Source organism: Nostoc sp. DedSLP03 (genome assembly GCF_034530815.1).
GTDB lineage: Bacteria > Cyanobacteriota > Cyanobacteriia > Cyanobacteriales > Nostocaceae > Nostoc.
Window position 1 is genome coordinate 1 of record NZ_JAVRCK010000074.1, and the last position, 18,438, is coordinate 18,438.

The 18,438-nt window shown below is 41.5% G+C and carries 13 protein-coding genes; 9 read left to right on the forward strand and 4 right to left on the reverse strand.

All coding sequences use genetic code 11. The features are described from left to right. The coding region (locus tag RM368_RS27905; protein ID WP_322697060.1) for a WD40 repeat domain-containing protein at nt 1-1,544 on the forward strand (1,544 nt) is incomplete at its 5' end. Between the two features lie 2 nt (nt 1,545-1,546). Here RM368_RS27905 and RM368_RS27910 read toward each other — a convergent pair. Further along, entirely contained in the window at nt 1,547-2,110 is a 564-nt protein-coding gene (locus tag RM368_RS27910) for a Uma2 family endonuclease (RefSeq protein WP_322697061.1), read from the reverse strand. Nucleotides 2,111-2,155: 45 nt separating this feature from the next. Here RM368_RS27910 and RM368_RS27915 point away from each other — a divergent pair, with 45 nt between their 5' ends. Together RM368_RS27915 and RM368_RS27920 are read left to right on the forward strand one after the other, a co-directional pair. After that, the gene (locus RM368_RS27915) at nt 2,156-3,382 is read left to right on the forward strand and encodes an ATP-binding protein (protein WP_322697062.1); all 1,227 of its coding nucleotides are present in this window, start codon (nt 2,156-2,158) and stop codon (nt 3,380-3,382) included. A gap of 591 nt (nt 3,383-3,973) precedes the next feature. Beyond that, complete coding sequence (locus tag RM368_RS27920) at nt 3,974-5,176, forward strand: AAA family ATPase (protein ID WP_322697063.1); 1,203 nt, start codon at nt 3,974-3,976, stop codon at nt 5,174-5,176. A 9-nt stretch (nt 5,177-5,185) separates the two neighbouring features. Here the strand turns inward: RM368_RS27920 and RM368_RS27925 are convergent, their stop codons facing one another. Together RM368_RS27925 and RM368_RS27930 are read right to left on the reverse strand one after the other, a co-directional pair. Then, nucleotides 5,186-6,058: a response regulator gene (locus tag RM368_RS27925; RefSeq protein WP_322697064.1), complete on the reverse strand. Its 873-nt coding sequence runs from the start codon at nt 6,056-6,058 to the stop codon at nt 5,186-5,188. A gap of 126 nt (nt 6,059-6,184) precedes the next feature. Beyond that, nucleotides 6,185-8,164 (reverse strand): scytonemin biosynthesis sensor histidine kinase, encoded by a 1,980-nt coding sequence (locus RM368_RS27930; RefSeq protein ID WP_322697065.1) that lies wholly within the window; start codon nt 8,162-8,164, stop codon nt 6,185-6,187. Between the two features lie 1,663 nt (nt 8,165-9,827). Between RM368_RS27930 and scyA the strand changes: the two genes are divergently transcribed. The 6 genes from scyA (at nt 9,828) to scyF (ending at nt 18,245) form a co-directional block, all read left to right on the forward strand. Beyond that, nucleotides 9,828-11,705 carry a scytonemin biosynthesis protein ScyA gene (scyA, locus tag RM368_RS27935; RefSeq protein WP_322697066.1) on the forward strand — a complete coding sequence of 626 codons (1,878 nt, stop codon included), beginning with the start codon at nt 9,828-9,830 and terminating at the stop codon, nt 11,703-11,705. Nucleotides 11,706-12,015: 310 nt separating this feature from the next. Beyond that, nucleotides 12,016-13,077 (forward strand): tryptophan dehydrogenase ScyB, encoded by a 1,062-nt coding sequence (gene scyB / locus RM368_RS27940; protein ID WP_322697067.1) that lies wholly within the window; start codon nt 12,016-12,018, stop codon nt 13,075-13,077. Between the two features lie 22 nt (nt 13,078-13,099). After that, the gene (gene scyC / locus RM368_RS27945; protein ID WP_322697068.1) at nt 13,100-14,071 is read left to right on the forward strand and encodes a scytonemin biosynthesis cyclase/decarboxylase ScyC; all 972 of its coding nucleotides are present in this window, start codon (nt 13,100-13,102) and stop codon (nt 14,069-14,071) included. Between the two features lie 32 nt (nt 14,072-14,103). Further along, nucleotides 14,104-15,381, forward strand: a complete 1,278-nt coding sequence (locus RM368_RS27950) for a ScyD/ScyE family protein (RefSeq protein WP_322697069.1) — start codon at nt 14,104-14,106, stop codon at nt 15,379-15,381. Nucleotides 15,382-15,508: 127 nt separating this feature from the next. Continuing rightward, nucleotides 15,509-16,876 (forward strand): ScyD/ScyE family protein, encoded by a 1,368-nt coding sequence (locus RM368_RS27955; RefSeq protein WP_322697070.1) that lies wholly within the window; start codon nt 15,509-15,511, stop codon nt 16,874-16,876. Between the two features lie 172 nt (nt 16,877-17,048). Beyond that, a complete protein-coding gene (scyF, locus tag RM368_RS27960) occupies nt 17,049-18,245 on the forward strand; it encodes a scytonemin biosynthesis PEP-CTERM protein ScyF (RefSeq protein ID WP_322697071.1) in 1,197 nt (398 codons plus the stop codon). Nucleotides 18,246-18,249: 4 nt separating this feature from the next. Here the strand turns inward: scyF and RM368_RS27965 are convergent. Next, nucleotides 18,250-18,438, reverse strand: a 189-nt coding sequence (locus tag RM368_RS27965) for a hypothetical protein (RefSeq protein ID WP_322697072.1), incomplete at its 5' end; no start/stop codon positions are given.

The following is an 18,438-nucleotide window of genomic DNA, read 5'->3' on the forward strand; positions in this document are numbered from 1 at the left end:
ACTCAGTAAATGCCGTCGCCGTCACCCCCAATGGGCAACAGGTGATTTCTGCATCTCGTGACAACACCCTCAAAGTCTGGAATCTGGCAACAGGGGAGGAACTATTCACCCTCAATGGTCATAGTGACTCAGTAAATGCCGTCGCCGTCACCCCCAATGGGCAACAGGTGATTTCTGCATCTCGTGACAACACCCTCAAAGTCTGGAATCTGGCAACAGGGGAGGAACTATTCACCCTCAATGGTCATAGTGACTCAGTAAATGCCGTCGCCGTCACCCCCAATGGGCAACAGGTGATTTCTGCATCTCGTGACAACACCCTCAAAGTCTGGAATCTGGCAACAGGGGAGGAACTATTCACCCTCAATGGTCATAATTCCTGGGTAAAAGCCGTCGCCGTCACCCCCAATGGGCAACAGGTGATTTCTGCCTCCCTTGACTCCACCCTCAAAGTTTGGAATCTGGCAACGGGGGAGGAACTATTCATCCTCAATGGTCATAGTATCTCGGTAAATGCCGTCGCCGTTACCCCCAATGGGCAACAGGTGATTTCTGCATCTCATGACAACACCCTCAAAGTCTGGAATCTGGCAACAGGGGAGGAACTATTCACCCTCAATGGTCATAATTCCTGGGTAAATGCCGTCGCCGTCACCCCCAATGGGCAACAGGTGATTTCTGCATCTCATGACAACACCCTCAAAGTCTGGAATCTGGCAACAGGGGAGGAACTATTCACCCTCAATGGTCATAGTAACTCGGTCAATGCCGTCGTCGTCACCCCCAATGGGCAACAGGTGATTTCTGCATCTCGTGACAACACCCTCAAAGTCTGGAATCTGGCAACAGAAAAAGAAGGATTTTTTACTTTTATTAAAAATCTGCTTACCAGAAGAGAAATATTGACCCTCAAAGGTCATAGTAACTGGGTAAATGCCGTCGCCGTCACCCCCAATGGGCAACAGGTGATTTCTGCCTCTGATGACAACACCCTCAAAGTCTGGAATCTGGCAACAGGGGAGGAACTATTCACCCTCAATGGTCATAGTAACTCGGTAAAAGCCGCCGCCGTCACCCCCAATGGGCAACAAGTGATTTCTGCCTCTGATGACAACACCCTCAAAGTCTGGAATCTGGCAACAGGGGAGGAACTATTCACCCTCAATGGTCATAGTTCCTTGGTAAATGCCGTCGCCGTTACCCCCAATGGGCAACAGGTAATTTCTGCCTCTTATGACAAGACCCTCAAAGTCTGGAATCTGGCAACAGGGGAGGAACTATTCACCCTCAATGGTCATAGTTCCTTGGTAAATGCCGTCGCCGTTACCCCCAATGGGCAACAGGTAATTTCTGCCTCTTATGACAAGACCCTCAAAGTCTGGAATCTGGCAACAGGGGAGGTCATTGCTACCTTCACAGGGGAAAGTTCCATGAATTGCTGTGCAGTTGCACCCGATCGCATGACAATCGTAGCAGGTGAACAATCAGGTAGAGTGCATTTTTTGCGCCTTGAAGGAATAACAGAGGAATCAAAGGAGAAGTAATTTTATCTGCCAAGGATTTCATTGACGGTAATATTCACATCGCTTAAGGCTTTAATTGATAAAGTTTGACTGCTAGCGAACTTTTGCATAAGCTGATATCCTGCGGCTGTTGGTTGTTGATAAACTTCCACAATTTCCTCGTTAATATCTACTAACCAAACTTCAATTATGTTTGCTTGTGCATATAAAGGGATTTTCTCTTCCCGGTCATACTCGATAGTTGAATCAGCTACTTCAATTAATAAAAAAATATCCTGGGGTTGGGGGTGTACAGTGGCGTAAAAATCATCACGGGGTTTGAGTAATGCTACATCTGGCTGTGGTTGTGAGTTATCGTTCAGTTTCACAGGGTCTTGAATAGCAATGAGAACTCTATCCCGTAACTTCTGAGACAAGAGTTTGTTTAACCGTTTCACACAAGCAGCGTGTTTTGTTCCAATAGGCGACATATCAATAATCTCTCCCCGAATCAGTTCCACTCGGTCATCTTGTGTGAGAATCCCCGACTCAATCATTTTCTGATATTGCTCAACCGTGAATTTTCGTCTTAATAACTGCACAGTCATGACTGCCTCCACTGTTGCTTCATCTTATAATTATTCCTCACAATTATGAATTCACCACCCAAACCACCAACAAAAATCAATTCCAGAGGACATCCCACAGATTTTGAGCAAATTATTCAAGCCAAAAGCCTAAACTTTGTCGGTCGTGAATTTGTCTTCACAGCTATTAACAACTTTCTCCACCGCCATCGCCACGGTTACTTCACTATCATTGGCGCACCTGGTAGCGGTAAAAGTGCCATTCTCGCCAAATATGTGACAAACAATCCTCAAGTTATTTATTACAATGCCGAACTTGAGGGTAAAAATCGTGCTGACGAATTTCTCATAAATATCTGCACGCAACTCATTAATCAATACTCGCTTAATTACACCTCTCTCCCTGATAACGCCACAGAGGGAAGTTGGTTTTTCTCTAGTCTTCTTCAGCAAATCAGCGATGAGTTAGAACCTCATCAACAACTGATAATTGCCATTGATGGGTTGAATTGCATTGACCGCAACAGCCAACCATCTGGTACAAATCTGTTTTATCTCCCCCGCTATCTCCCGGATAAGGTCTATTTCCTCCTCACTCGTAGACCTTTCTTGCGGGACAAGTCGGGTTTATTAATTGAAACGCCGTCGCAAAGTCTTGATTTAGCAGATTATCCAGAAGAAAATCGGCGGGATATTCAAGCGTATATTCAAAATTACCTAACCCCCCTAACCCCCCTTCCCTACGAGGGAAGGGGGGGACAAGATTACTCCCCTCCCCTACAAGGGGAGGGGTTGGGGGAGAGGTCAAGTCTTAAATCTTGGTTGAGTAATCACCAGATTAATGAAGAAGAATTTAGCGATCGCCTCACCACTTTGAGCGAAAATAATTTTATGTATGTTAGCCAGATTGTAGGTGCGATCTTAGAAAATTTCTACCCGGAATCTTTCGAGTGCGATCGACTCCCGCCTGGTTTAGAGGCATATTATCAGCAGCATTTACACAAAATGTTTCCATCCGAACAAAAGACGGAACATAGCACAGATGTGTTAAATGTTTTAATACAGCAGCAAAAAGCAACATCAGTGGAAGCGTTGGCACAGCCCGCCGCAGGCATCGCACAAATCATTGATACTGATGAGTATGAAGTTGAAGAAGTGCTAGAAAATTGGCTAGAGTTCTTACAGCAAAAACCAATCGCCTCAAAAACCCATTACAGTCTTTATCATTCCAGCTTTCGAGACTGGCTAGGTAAACAGCAAATAAAACCTTCTGAAAAATATCCACAGACATGATATACAGCAGAATTCAGGAGTCAGAATACAGGAGTTAGAATGGGCTACGCTCTGTTGCGCTAACAGAAGTAAAGTAAAACAAGCTTTGTACCTTCAGACTAGCTTGTGTACTTCATCAACTTAAAATCTGCTGTAAGTCCTCATCTACAGATGGATAAGTTGTGTAGATAAATCAATCGCTAAAAGTAAACACTCACTTACCAATTGGTTTGTCAAAAAAGTTGACGCAAGTAGTTATTTTGTAGCATACTATGCTACAATAGTAATGAGTTAAATTAAAAAGACTTCCTCGCTAGTACAGTGGAAATAAAATTACCATTTGCACGCAATTAGTTAAGATTACGAGAAAAAATTTTCAAAACTTCCTACTTAAGAGGTTGTTTGAAAAGTGGTTGGCTGTGATTAAAATCACATTGTTACCCCCCTTAATCCCCCCTTGTAAAGGGGGGAAACATGAAAAAAATCTAGTTCCCTCCCCAATACATACGGGGAGGGTTAGGGTGGGGTAGAAAATATTTGATACATCAATCATGACTTTTAAAACATCCTCTAACACAAAATAACTAAATTAACGCTGCATAACCGATAAATATGGATTTTGACTATTTTAGAAGCAATGAAGGCACTCCTACAAATAATACTCGGCAAAGCTTACTTGCTTGCGGTTGGCGACCGTTTAATCGAGAATTAGACTGGGGATTTTTATGGCAACTGTTGTACAGTGACTCCCGCGAATTAAGTCAAAAAAGTTTGAATTTGGCAAGTAATATTGCTGATGTTTTAGGACGAAATAATTATGCTTGGTGGGCTAATTTATTAAGTGTTGTATCTGATAATACCCGCTACGAAGTTGAAAAGTTTTGGAATTACATCACGCCAGATCCGCAATCACCAGATCATCGCTACAAAGATGTTTTGAGTACGGAAACACCTATTGTCCAATTTGTTAGTCGCAGTAGTATTCCTATTGATTATGTTTTAAATCGACTGCAAGAAATTACTGTACTGCGAGTTTTAGGTGTATTAGGTAATCCTGATATTATTACCCAGTATTACTCAGAAAGAGATTTTTACTTTCCGATAGATAAATTTATTAGCTGGGAACGCTTAGACGTTATTAATACTGTTTACGCTTACTGGTCTAAGTATGACATTTGGTTGCAAATTGATGCCTACGATCGCGGGCGACGACAATATAGTTTAATGGCAAAAAATCTCGCGCCACTAATTAACAAAGCAACTTACGACTTAGCAGTGATGTTGAGTGGATATCAAAGTCGTGTAGGCAAAGTTCATAGTCAATTTGCCATTCGGACATTTCCCGCAGATATCCAAAACTTTACTGATTCTGTACAGCAAGCGATTTTAAATCAAAACCAGTTAGCTGTTGTTGTACATGGGCAACCAGGTACTGGTAAAACAGTCTGGACACAAGCAGTAGCAAAAGAAATTCTTGTACCTTTAGCGTATGTAATTTTTATTTTAGATCATGATGCGATCGCTAATTTTGTGCCGCCAACTTACATAGAGCGTATCTGTATCGTTATTAACGAAGCTGATAATCTAGCGCAAAATCGTGCTTCGGAGGTAGCGCAATACAATAACAAAACCGAACACATTCTGAGTTTGCTAGATGGTACTTTGTATCAGAGTGTAATTGATGACTCTGGTATTCAGATACAGCAACGGTTAGTTGTCTTGATGACTTGTAATACTACTGAAAGATTAGATCCAGCCATGTTACGTAAAGGTAGGGTGGATTTAATATATGAGTTTACACAACTATTTGTATAAAATCTACTTTCACCACAGTTTCACTTGTTTTTGCGATACAAGCTGATGCTCTTTGCGCCAAGCTTGAGGAGGTAAACCGTGATGTTGGCGAAACTGACGGGAAAAATGAGACACATCTTGATAGCCTAATGCTTTCGCTATCTTCTCGACTGTGTGATTATTATTTTGGAGTAAAAAACAAGCTTCCGCCATCCGGCGTTTGACAATCCAGCAGTTTACAGTCTCTCCACTTGTCTCCTTGACTCGGTTAGTTAAGTAAGCCGATGAGTAACCAACAGCAACAGCCACATCACACAAAGTAATTCCTTGATGATAATGGGCTTCAATAAAGTCGAAAACTTCTTTTAATTGCGGAATGTTGGGAAAGATTGACTTAGGAGGAATGTTGACTTCTTTATCAGAGGCTACGGCAACATCGGCAGCGATCGCTGTAGTATTATCTGTAAATGCTGATGTTTTTGGAGCTTTCTCAAATTTCTTAGACCACCAGTATTGAAGATTAGCTTGTTTTTCCAAGCGAGTAGCGATCGCTCTGAGCAATTCCTCTAGTGTCGAGGGTTTGGTAAGATAATCATCTGCTCCCAATTCCATAGCTTTGCGAACATCTGCTTTAGTACTACTACCAGTCAGAAAAATGAAAGGAATAATTGCTGTCACAGGATCTTGGCGTAGTGTATTTAAAACGCTATAGCCATCCATATCGGGCATCGTGATATCGCAAATAACTAAGTCGGGTACATCCTTTTGTGCTTGTTGGATACCAACACGACCGTTTTGAGCGCCTGTCATATCAAAACCTTTAGCCTCAAGACCCTTTAAATAAAGATTACGGGTGACGCTATCATCTTCAATGACGAGAATTTTCTTTGACGATTCGTACATAATTTTCTATTACAATCAATTTTTGCAGAAGCTAATTACTAGACTTTTTGGTGAGTATCTCAATAGACTTGTTCCGAGAGTTATGATCGTTAAGTTAGTTAATTAACAACTATTTCATTTCAACACTCATAACTCGGAACAAGTCAACTCTGATTTGATTAATGGCAGCATTACAGTAAACGTAGTGCCGACATTAACTTCACTTTCTACAGAAACTTGACCATGATGTAAATCCACAAGGGTTTTAAGAATCGATAGTCCTAGTCCAGTGCCAGGTATATGATCGATATTACTACCACGGTAAAATGGCTCAAATATTCGTTGTTGATCTACTACTGAAATACCGATCCCCCTATCTTTTACTTGAAAAATTAATTTTTCATTTTGGCAAGATAGTTCTAAGTTAATTGCTAGATTTGAGGTAGAATACTTAATCGCGTTATCAAGCAAGTTCTTCAAAATCGGCTCTAGCAATTTTTTATCTATATAAGCTGTTAGAGTTTTATCTTGACTGACAAAATTGATTGTTTGTTGACTAACAATCATCTGCATTTGTGCAACTAAATCCTGACAAAACTGAACTAATTCAAGCCGTTTTGGTTCAAAATTTAATTTTGCTGATTCTGCTTTCGAGAAGAACAAAATATCATCCAACATCAGGCTCAATTGTTCGGTGGCTTTTTGAATGTGATCGAGTAATGGTTGGATTTTCTTCTGTGTACGTTTGTCTACTTCTTCTTTCAGTAAACTATTAGAAAATGACACAATATTCAGTGGGGTTCGGAATTGATGGCAAACCATAGCAAGAAAACGCGCTCTAAGTTCGCTAAGTTGTTTGGCTTGTTCTAAAGCTTGGTTAAGCCCTAATTCTGCATATTTGTAATCAGTAATATCGATACCTGCAATTAGTTCGACTGGTTTTCCCCCAAAATCCAGCCCTCCGTTAAGCTTGGCAACTGCACAAGCTAGCCAGCGCTCCGTGCCGTTTTTTGTTAAAATATTTATCTCCTGGTATTCAAAATCAGCGGCTTCATCCTGCTTACGTACTTGTCTGCGTTTTTTGCTCTTAATCAGTCGGCGAAGATCGAAACCTGTTAGCAGTTCATCTTTTGTATAGCCAGTGAGTTGCTCTACTGCCGGATTTACATAGCAAAGCCGCGTACCTTGAATTAGAAAAGTACCGGCATCTGTCGTTTCGGCTAATGTCCGAAATCTAGTTGCGTTCAGTCGTAATGCTTCTTCAGTCTGTTTCGATTCAGTAATGTCCCAAATACTCCACACTCTCCCAATAATTTTACCCTCAAGCAATTGAGGTTTAGAATAGTGGGCGAAAACTCTCCCATCTTGCAACTCTAAAATGTCGTAGCTTTCGAAATCAGATTGGCTAGACACTTCCCAAATCAGCCGACTAAAGGCTTGTGGATCTTTAAGTTGGTTCTCAAAAAATGCTTTGCATCGAGGACATTTCTTAGATAGTATTAGAGACTCTGGGATCTGCCACATATCCACAAATTTCTGATTCAAGCTCAGAATATCTCCCTCAAAGTTAACTGCAACAATACCAATAGCAGTAGACTCAAGAGTAGAGCGAAGTAAAGAAAGAGATGTTTCTAGTTCTACTTCTTTGTCCTTGAGTTGAGAAAATTCTTGTTGCAAATTGTCTTTGGCATCTTTTAATCCATCAGTCCACTTTTGCAAGCTTAATTCTACTATTTCATCAGTTTTCTCACGAGCAAAGGCACAGCCAAATTCCATATCTTGATGTTTTACATAGTTCATGGATATTTCTACTAGAAATATCCGACCTTTTTTTGTCCGATAGCGAGATTTAAAGGTAAGAGAACCCTGTGAGCTAATATCTGACCAATTGTGCAGAGCAAAATCTACATCTATATCATGCAGACTCATAGAAAGTAATTCCTCACGGGAATACTCAGTCATCAGACAAGTGGCATCGTTGACGTAAAGAAACTGGGCGTTTGCTCCTAAACAGAAGGCAGCATCTACAGCGTGATTTATTAGAAAGTGAGCAAACTTCATCTCTATTTCTGGTTGTAATGCCCATTGATTGTTCGATCTAGCTAATGTATATTCGCCAGAATTCATATTCTTACTTCCTCCTGGTAATCAATTAGCACTATGCCCATTAATGAGTTAAGAGTCATAACTTCCTAAAATCTTTGGTATACTGTTTGTTCGGCTGTTAAAAAATAAAATGAGTTAATCTATAAAAAATACTATTAACTAAATTAACAAAACTTATTATACCAGTAATCTCTGAATTATTAAACCAAATTTACCTAAAAAAACTAAAGATTTTAGAAAATATTATTGACTTCAAAAAATTTTTCTAAAATAATCACAAAATTTCGATAATAAAATCTAGATTAGTCAATATATAATCTATAAATAGAAAAGATATTTTCAATTTCAACTATTCCTGCACCGGAATTAACTAATAGATATCTACCAGATATCTAGTGAAATTAATCATGCTTATTAATAACCTTTGTAGAGATGTAGCACTGCTACGTCTCTACAAGAGTTCACTAATCTAAAATTCTTGGGTTTCCACTGAGAAAAAGTTAAAGAATCAGAATTTTTCTGCTTTAAGCTTTTCTTTACCAAGAACTTTGGCGAACTACTCGTATAGAGTAGTTTGATTTTCAACATAAATGAAATAAATTTGCAGTAGTGGGTCTGGATTAAACCAATAAACTTCAACTCATCAACTTATTTTTCTTAATTTATCTTAACCTACCTTCTCAGGAATTTAACTATAGAAGAATATGCTTAGTCATCTGTCGTAAGAAGTACATTTGTATTGGCAATATACGTACAAAGTAAAACACTACATTGTATATTTTTTGTCAAGAATAAAGTCTGCTACCGTATATTAAGTATATAGTGCTGATTTATGTATTATCAAAAACACTTTTTTTAAAAATATTTCTGTCTTGAATGCTTTGTCATCTTTCAAATTAAATATAAAAAGTAAAAAAATAATGTCTTTATCGTTACAAATAATTGACTCAAAGAGTTTTTGGTGGCAATATAAAGACCGCTAAATCGCCTCATGCTTAATTTAGATAAAAAATTGTGTAAATAATAAAGCAAAAGAATTGACAACTAAATCAAAAGATTTTTCATTGCAAATTTGGTAATGTGCCGCTCTTGGGATGCTTACGTAAAATATCGGTGTTTTAAGTGACTCAGTTGCAAATGTTACAATCACTGAAAAAAGCGAAAGAATTGACAACTAAATCAAAAGATTTTTCATTGCAAACTAGGTTTTTATTGTCGCGGACAAAAATTTCACCAGGCGTTTATTAATTAGATCGGTGTTATTAAAGCAAGGTATATAAAGTTTTGTAAGGATTATGAGACGTAGTTAAATTAAGGTTAGTTGCTACTTTATACACATTTATATAACTTAGTTTTTCTTTGCCAATCTATTTAAGCACTATAGTCATCATCATAGAAGCGAAAAATTTGACACCCCCATCAAAAGATTTTTGATTGCACCACAGTCTTCATCTCCTTTATTCTTACCGTTAAGAAGCACAGCTTCAACTGTTGTATGCTTTTGGTCAAAATTTTTTGGTACTGCGCTCACAAGCATCAATCAGCAGCAATCGACCATTTCTACTATCGTCTAAGCCAGGTCATAGCTTTAGTAAACAACAGAGTTGTTTGTATTAAATATTTCTAGCGCTGTGATTGTAAACTAAAAAGCTTTTGTGTAACTTTCTAAAATTACCTGAAACCAATGAGTCAAAACTATACTGGTTCAAATCCTCTCATCACCACTGAGCCATACAAAGAACTTCCAGCAAACAGATATGCAGAATCTGTGTCTGACTCCCGCCAGCTTGATGAATCGGAGAATAATGGGGGAATTCAGCCTTTTTTAAACGATGAAACAGCCCCAACGCTCTCAGTTGCCGATGCGATCGCTCAAATGTTAGAAAATTTGGGAGTAAGCTACGCTTTTGGTGTCGCAGGTGGCGCAATGGCCAGCCTTTGGGGTGCGCTATCCAATAGCAGCATAGAGGTGTTGAACTTCCGCCATGAAGCCGGAGCAGCTTTTGCAGCCACCGAAGCTTACTTTGCGAATAATCGCCCGACTGTAGTTTTTACCACAGCAGGGCCGGGGATCACTAACGCCCTCACTGGGTTATTTGCAGCTCGTGGTGAAGGTGCAAAGGTGATTTTGTTGTCGGCTTGCACCTCAGCACCGCAGCGTGGACGTTGGGCTATTCAAGAAACCAGCACTTACACATTGCCCAGTGGAGGAATTTTTACCCCAGGAGCGTTATTCAACTATGCAGTCACGATTGAATCTGCGGCTCAACTACCGCAGATTTTTCGTAAACTTGCATTAGCGATGGCGCAACCAGGTGGATTTGTCGCCCATTTGAGCATTCCCACCAGTGTGCAGACAAGTTTAGTTGAGAATATAGCTTTACCCCAGCTAGATATTACTCCGTTTGCGATGACTGCTTCCAAAGAAGCGATCGCTAAATCTGTAGAGTTATTATCATCCGGCCCCTTTGCTATCTGGGTTGGTTTCGGTGCGCGTGACGCAGCAGAAGAAATCCTTGAACTGGCTGAAAAAACTGGGGCAGCCGTTATGTGTTCGCCCCGCGGTAAAGGTATTTTCCCTGAAGATCATCCCCAATTTGTGGGTGTTACAGGTTTAGGCGGTCATGCTTCCGTCTTAACTTATATGGAACAGCAACCTCCACTACGCACACTCGTATTAGGAACCCGTCTTGGCGAACCGACTTCTTTCTGGAGTTCGGCGCTAGTTCCAAAAGGAGGTTTTGTCCATGTAGATATTGACCCAGAAGTGCCAGGTGTAGCCTATCCTCACGTTGAAACTTTCCCAGTTCGCTCTGATATTAAAGCTTTTGTGAAAGAGTTGTTGCAGCAATTGCCGGATGCTCCCGATTCCACTATGTCGCTACCTCGTCCAGAACACAAAGCAATTGAACCTGCTATAGAGGTAGATTATCCAGTGCGGCCAGAAGTCTTGATGGCAGCAATTCAAAAGATCGTTGTTGAAGAAACCGATGCCGTAGTCATGGCGGAGTGTGGTAACTCGTTTACTTGGTCAACGCATCTACTCCAATTTTCCGAAGCCAATCGTTACCGAGTCAGCACCGGAGTTGGCGCAATGGGTCACGCCGTCACCGGAGTATTGGGTGCAGCACTGGCAAGCAAAAGCAAGGCTGTAGGCATTGTCGGCGATGGCGCAATGCTGATGAATAACGAAATCAGCACAGCCGTGAAATACAAAATTCCGGCAATCTGGATTGTACTCAACGATGCGCGTTACAACATGTGCCATCAAGGGATGAAAATCTTGGGATTAAAGGGCGCAGATGCAACAATGCCACCAACAAACTTTGCGATGATTGCTCGTGGGATGGGAGCAGAAGCGATCGTTGTGGTCAGAGAGTCAGATATTGAAGCCGCATTACAACAAGCGATCGCATCAAATATTCCTTTTCTCATTGATGTAGTGATTGATGCCGATCGCCCAGCACCTTCTGGCGGACGTAATAAGAGTTTGGCAGCACAAGGAATTAAATCAAGTGCCGCGAAAAATCCAGCCAAGCAAATTTCATTTCCAATGGTTTGATTTTAAAAGTTTGCAATCTCATTCAATTGTTATAGACACTAAAACACTGCAATCAAGCAGAACCTACAACGCAGTTTTGATTAGTTGACTCACTAAAAGAGAAAGGATGAGTTTAGAAGCGACAAAAGCTTGATTTGAGTCAAAAACTACGCTCAAAAAACTGGAATCTAAAACTTCTTTTTTTAAACTTAAGTCTTTTCTTTACTTCATCTAATCTTAATGTTCGAGAGTAGTTTTATGTCTATATATTTACATTTTGTAATGCTTATTACTTTCTCTAAACAATTCCAACCAATCTCAAGAGGACAAGATGCTGCTATTTGAAACTGTTAGAGAAATGGGTCACGAACAAGTTCTCTTTTGTCATGGTAAAAATCCGGAAATTAAGGCAATTATTGCTATCCATGACACAACCCTGGGCCCAGCGATGGGAGCGACAAGACTCATGCCTTATCTTAACGAAGAAGCTGCTTTAAAAGATGCACTTCGGCTGAGTCGTGGAATGACTTATAAAGCTGCTTGTGCCAATATTCCGGCTGGTGGAGGAAAAGCAGTAATTATTGCTAATCCTGAAAATAAGACAGACGAACTGTTAAGAGCTTATGGACGTTTTGTTGATAGTTTGAATGGGCGTTTTATTACCGGACAAGATGTCAATATTACTCCTGACAATGTACGGACAATTAGTCAAGAAACAAAATATGTTGTTGGGGTATCAGAAAAATCTGGCGGGCCTGCTCCCATAACATCACTAGGAGTTTTTCTCGGAATTAAAGCCGCTGTAGAATCTCGTTGGCAGAGCAAAAGACTTGATGGGATGAAAGTTGCAGTTCAAGGCTTAGGAAATGTCGGTAAAAATCTTTGTCGTCACTTACATGAGCATGATGTCCAGCTTTTTGTTAGCGATGTAGATCCAGCAAAAACGGAAGAAGTAAAACGGCTTTTTGGCGCAACCGTTGTAGAACCATCGGAAATTTACTCGCTTGATGTAGATATATTTTCTCCTTGTGCTTTGGGAGGAATTCTTAATAGTCATACAATTCCTTTTCTACAAGCTGCGATTATTGCTGGTGCAGCTAATAATCAATTAGAAAATGAGCAACTACATAGTCAAATGCTTGCCAAGAAAGGGATACTTTACAGCCCTGATTATGTAATTAATGCTGGAGGATTAATTAATGTTTACAACGAAATGATTGGTTATGACGAAGAAAAAGCTTTCAAGCAAGTGCATAACATTTATGACACGCTATTAGCAATTTTTGAGATTGCTCAAGAGCAAGGAGTTACTACTAACGATGCTGCCAGACGATTAGCAGAAGACCGGATCGACAAGATTAAGCGAAGCAAAACTACAGCGATCGCAGCTTAATTATTATTTTAAGGAGTGAATAATGGAAAAAAATACCTTTGCTACATCAGCATATATTGCTACTTCTCCAGAAAGCGCTTTTGAGTATCTTTGTAGTTTAAAAAACTTGGATGAATGGACGCTTTATAGCCGGATGAAAGAGCAAATTGACGAAGATACTTGGCTCGGATCTGCATCTGGTTATCACAAAAATCTCTATTATCACGTTAAAAAATTAGAAAATCCACTTTTCTACGGCATTGAGTGGCACTGTGGATTAGAGTATCAGAAATATTTTCAGGTTTATCCTGTCTTGCTATTTCCCACCGACTACATAGAGCCGGGAACAGATGAAAAAGGCGTGTATTTTCACTGGTTGAGCTTTGTCGATCCCAAACGGCAGACTCAGATGATTATGCAGGGAATTCATACAGTACACACTTCTGAATGTCGTTCTCTCAAAGGTAATTTGGAACGCAAAGCTGGTCTGACCTCAGCAGCTAAAGGAAGCCACTTTATCGATACAGACACTATCTATGTTGATGCTCCAATTGAAATCGGCATTGAATACTTAAAAGACTTAAAAAATATAGATGAATGGGCACATTTACTGCGACCGAATGGCGATATTACTTCTGATTCAGGCGAATTCAAAGATGAATACGATCAAAAAGTAAAAGTGTCTGTGCGCGTTCATTCTTTGAGTAAATACTACTTACTTGAACAAGAACATTTTTATCCAGATTACGAATATTATCAGCGTTCTGTAGCGTTACTGATCCCAACCGCTTACGCTTTCGCCGATCCCGAAGCCTCTGGTTTCATCCTACATCGAATCACATTTTGGAAAACAGATGGAACCGTAAGCCACGGCAAACTTCAAATTGAAGACTTTGGCGCTGAGAGCATGAACATCAAACGTTTACTCGAAGCCAAAGCTGGCAACCTCAAATCATTTGACCGAGGAATGAGCTATCTACCAAAAACTCAAGAGGAGCTAGTTAATAGTCATTAGTCATTGGTCATTAGTCAACTAACAAATGACAAATGACAAATGACAAAGGACAAAACATGAAACAACTTACCATTACCTTCCTAACTTTTTGTATTGCCGCTTTTTCTGGAATCAAAGCTGCCTCAGCTGCATCCTTTTCAGTAATCGCCGACGGTCTATATAATGCCGGAGGACTAAGCTTTAGTCCTGATGGTAATCTTTATGTTACAGAGGCGGGAATTGGGGGAAGTGGCGGTTGTGTCCCACCAGCAAGCGGTCAAGGTGACTCTTTATGCTATGGCACAAGTGGGGCAGTTAGCAAAATTGAGAATGGTAAGACCAAGCGGATACTTACAGGACTTCCTTCTATAGCATTACCAGATGGTACTGGAGCCGGTGGCCCTCGTGATATCCAATTCGATCCAAAAGGTAAACCTTATGTTCTGATTGGGTATGGGGCGAATCCGACCTTTCGCGATCGCAATTTAGGTTACACTGACCTCGGTAAAATCATTGCTCCCAACTTTAAGACCAATTCCTGGACGAGTGTTGCAGATTTAGCTAACTATGAACTTGCCAATAATCCCGATGGTGGTGATGTCGGTAGCAATCCCTTGGGCTTTGTAATAGATGGCAATAAGTTAGTTGTAGCTGATGCAGGTGCAAACGACTTACTCAGTGTTAATACTAGTGGTAGTAATTTGCAAGCTCTTACTACCTTTCCCGAAGACATATTAACTAATCCCATCTTTCCACCTTCTGATACCCCATCCAATGAACCTGCACAGGTTCCATCTCAAGGGGAAGCGGTGCGATCGCAGTTTGCAACTCAACCAGTACCCTCAAGTGTGGCAAAAGGGCCTGATGGTGCTTATTACATCAGCCAATTTACTGGTTTCCCTTTCCCAGAAGGTGGTGCAAAAATCTATCGAGTCGGTGCTGATGGGAAATCATCAGTCTTCGCCGATGGTTTTACCCAACTTACAGACTTGCAATTCGATCCTGCGGGCAATTTGTATGCTTTGCAGTACGCCAATCAGTCAGCTTGGAAGGGTGATTTTGATGGTTCTGTAATCAAAATAGCTCCCGATGGCACACGCACAACTCTTCTGAGTGGCAATGGATTAGAGTCGCCTAGCGCCCTGACTATTGGTGCTGATGGTGCAGTATACGTTACCAACCGAGGCGATCGCCCAGGATTTGGACAAGTTCTCAAAATTGAAAATACCAAGTCTATTCCTGAACCTGATTCTGCTTTAGGCGTATTAGCGATCGCTGCTTTGGGCATTGGTTGGTTGCACAAAAAGAAAGAGCTACCAAACCTCCCATAAATAGAGTCGTGGCGCTCAAATAAAGAGTTTCAAACCAATTTTGCGTTCCTCAAAGACTGCAATTCGTTGTCTTTAAAACCATAAAAGTTTCCCCAAACAAATTATTTAACTCTCAATCTCCAAAGGTATGAAACTCAAGTCATTTGCTCTTACATCTGTTACATTTTGTTTTACTGCTATTTGTGGAACACTATCTGCACAAGCTGCAACGCTAACGACAGTTGTCGATGGAATCAGTAATGCACGGGGTGTTAGCTTCGGCCCTGACGGTAGTCTCTACGTAGCAGAGCCAGGTATCGGCGGTAACGGAAATTGCCAACCATCTCCGAGTACGTTGTTTCAGCCTATCTGTGCTGGTAATACTAGTTCATTAGTCAAAGTTTCACCAAACGGCACAAAACAGCGTCTACTTAATAACTTTCAGTCTTTAGCAGAGCAACCCACCGGCAACCAAGGCGCTGGTATTGAAGACATACAATTCGATTCTAAAGGGAATGCTTATCTGCTGACAGGGTTTGCCGGTTATCCAGGAAACCGCGATCTAGCAACACTTAACCTTGGTTCTAAATTCCCACTCCCACCACAGCAACTTGCAACTTTCCCGCCATCAACACCCGATAAAGTTTTGAATACGCCGCTTCTAGGACAACTGTATAAAGCTGACTTGACCACGGGATCTCTCAGCAGTATTTTTGACTTTGCCAAGAATGAAATCACCAAAAATCCAGACAAAGGGGATGTAGTTACCAATCCCTATGACCTGACTGTTAATGGTGATAATGCTTATGTGGTTGATGGCGGCGGGAACACTGCTTATAAAATCAAGCTTGATGGCAGCAAGTCCGAAGCGATCGCAATTCCTAAAAATATTATTAGTAAGTCAGATTTGCCACCAGGATTACAATTACCTCCTGGGCTATTAGAGGAGCTTCCAGGAGGAAAAATCGCAATTCAATCAGTACCTACAGGTGGCGCAATTGGCCCCGATGGAGCTTTATACGTTGGCGAATATACAGGTTTTCCTTATCCACAAGGTAAATCACGGATTTTCCGCATTGGCGACGATCAAAAACCAGAAGTTTTTCTCGATGGTTTTACGCATATCACCGACCTAACCTTCGATAAAAAAGGCGATTTGCTGGTTTTACAGTTCAGCGACAAGTCCCAGTTAGGGGGTGACATCACAAATCTACCTGGATCTCTCATCCAAGTTGCTCCTGATGGCACTCGCACAACGCTTGTTGCAGCAGGTCAAGGGCTAGATTCGGCTGATGGAATTGATATTGGCCCTGACGGCAAGATTTATATTACCAATCGCGGTGTCGGCCCAGAACGCGGGGAAGTTGTTCGGGTGGATGGTGTACAAAAAGTCCCTGAACCTGGTTCAGTAGTCGGCTTATTAGCACTTGCTAGTGTAGGCGCAACTGCTGCTTACGCCAAGCGCAAACGCCAACACAAGTTGGGTGAATTGCTAACCGAAGCAGAGACTGTCTAAATCCCTCTTTACCTGACACCAGGTAAAGCTTACAGAATAGGCTGCTGCCCAAAAGAGAAAGTTGCATTTCCAACAAGAGGCAGCAGCCCAAATTTCAGAGTTCCCAAACTAGGACGGGGAACAAAATTAGTCTAGGAAAAAGTATACCTCATACAACCAGGACTTAAAACTCATGGGATTAGTCAAAAATTTGTCAATCGGTATTCTCGGTACTGGATTGATGGTCTTGGCAACAGCAGCCCAAGCCAAAGGTGTAACATTAACTTACGACAGAAGTATCGGCAGTCCTGGCTTCGGGCCAGGGCAGCTTTTTGTTCCCCAAGGGATAACGGTAGATGATTCGGGGAATACCTACATAGCTAACGGACGCGGTGTTAACCCGGATGGTACTCCTAACTACAATCTCGGTGACAAAATTGAAAAATTTAGTCCAAGCGGTCAGTATATTGGAGCAATTGGTTCTGGCGGCACAGGGCCCGGACAGTTTGACGAGCCAACAACTGTAGATTTTAATCCCGTAACAGGGGATTTGTATGCAGGTGATGTTTACAACAACCGCATCAATCAATTCGATCCTCAGGGTAACTTTATTAGATCCTTTGCAAACGGAGATTTTACCCCTCGTGTAAACGATCGGATTTTCTTTGGGCCATCTGGTGTGACTTTTGACAAGACTGGCAACGTTTACGTAGGTGATTTTAACGGCGAAAGAATCCTCAAATTCACACCTGACGGAAAGCAAATTGGTGTCATTGGCGGCACTCTGGGCACTGCACTAGGAGAAACTCAAGGTGTAGCGGGTATAAGAATTTCCCCAGTCAGTGGAAATATCTTTCTAGCTGACCAGTATAACAACCGCGTTCAAGTACTCGATCCAAGTGGTAAACCTCTGTACGCATTTGGTTCAGCAGGTAGCGGCCCTGGACAACTTCTTCAGCCAATTGGCATCGAAGTGGACGACCAAGAGAATGTTTATGTAGCTGATTCTATCAACAGCCGCGTTCAGGTATTTGATAAAAACGGTAAGTTCTTGACTTCCTACGGTCAACCAGCTTTAGATGCATCAGGCAAGCTAGTCCCGCCTCCAGCATTAACTGGCCCTCCTTTTGGCAATCCCCTCGACCTCACACCAGGCAGATTTAACTGGACTGGTGGCACAACCCTCAAAGATGGCAAGCTGTATGTGGGCGATTTCTTCCAAGGTCGCGTCCAAGTGCTAAACGTAGAGGGCAGAAGGCAAGTACCAGAACCTAGTTCAGCATTAGGTTTAGCATTGCTTGGACTTGGGGCTGCTACCGTCACATTGCGAAAACGCGGGCAACAAAAGCCAGTCTTCAGTTTAGAGAAGACGTTGCAAAAACAGTGCTGAGTTCTCATGATTGAGTAGCAGTAAAGTGACTGAATCCGAGTTCAGAGGTCGAAGTTCCAAGTTCAAAGGCTGAAGTTCCGGGTTCAAAGGCTGAAGTTCCAAGTTCAAAGGCTGAAGTTCCGAGTTCAGAGGTCGAAATTCCGAGTTCAGAAGTTGAAGTTCCGAGTTCAAAGGCTGAAGTTCCGAGTTCAGA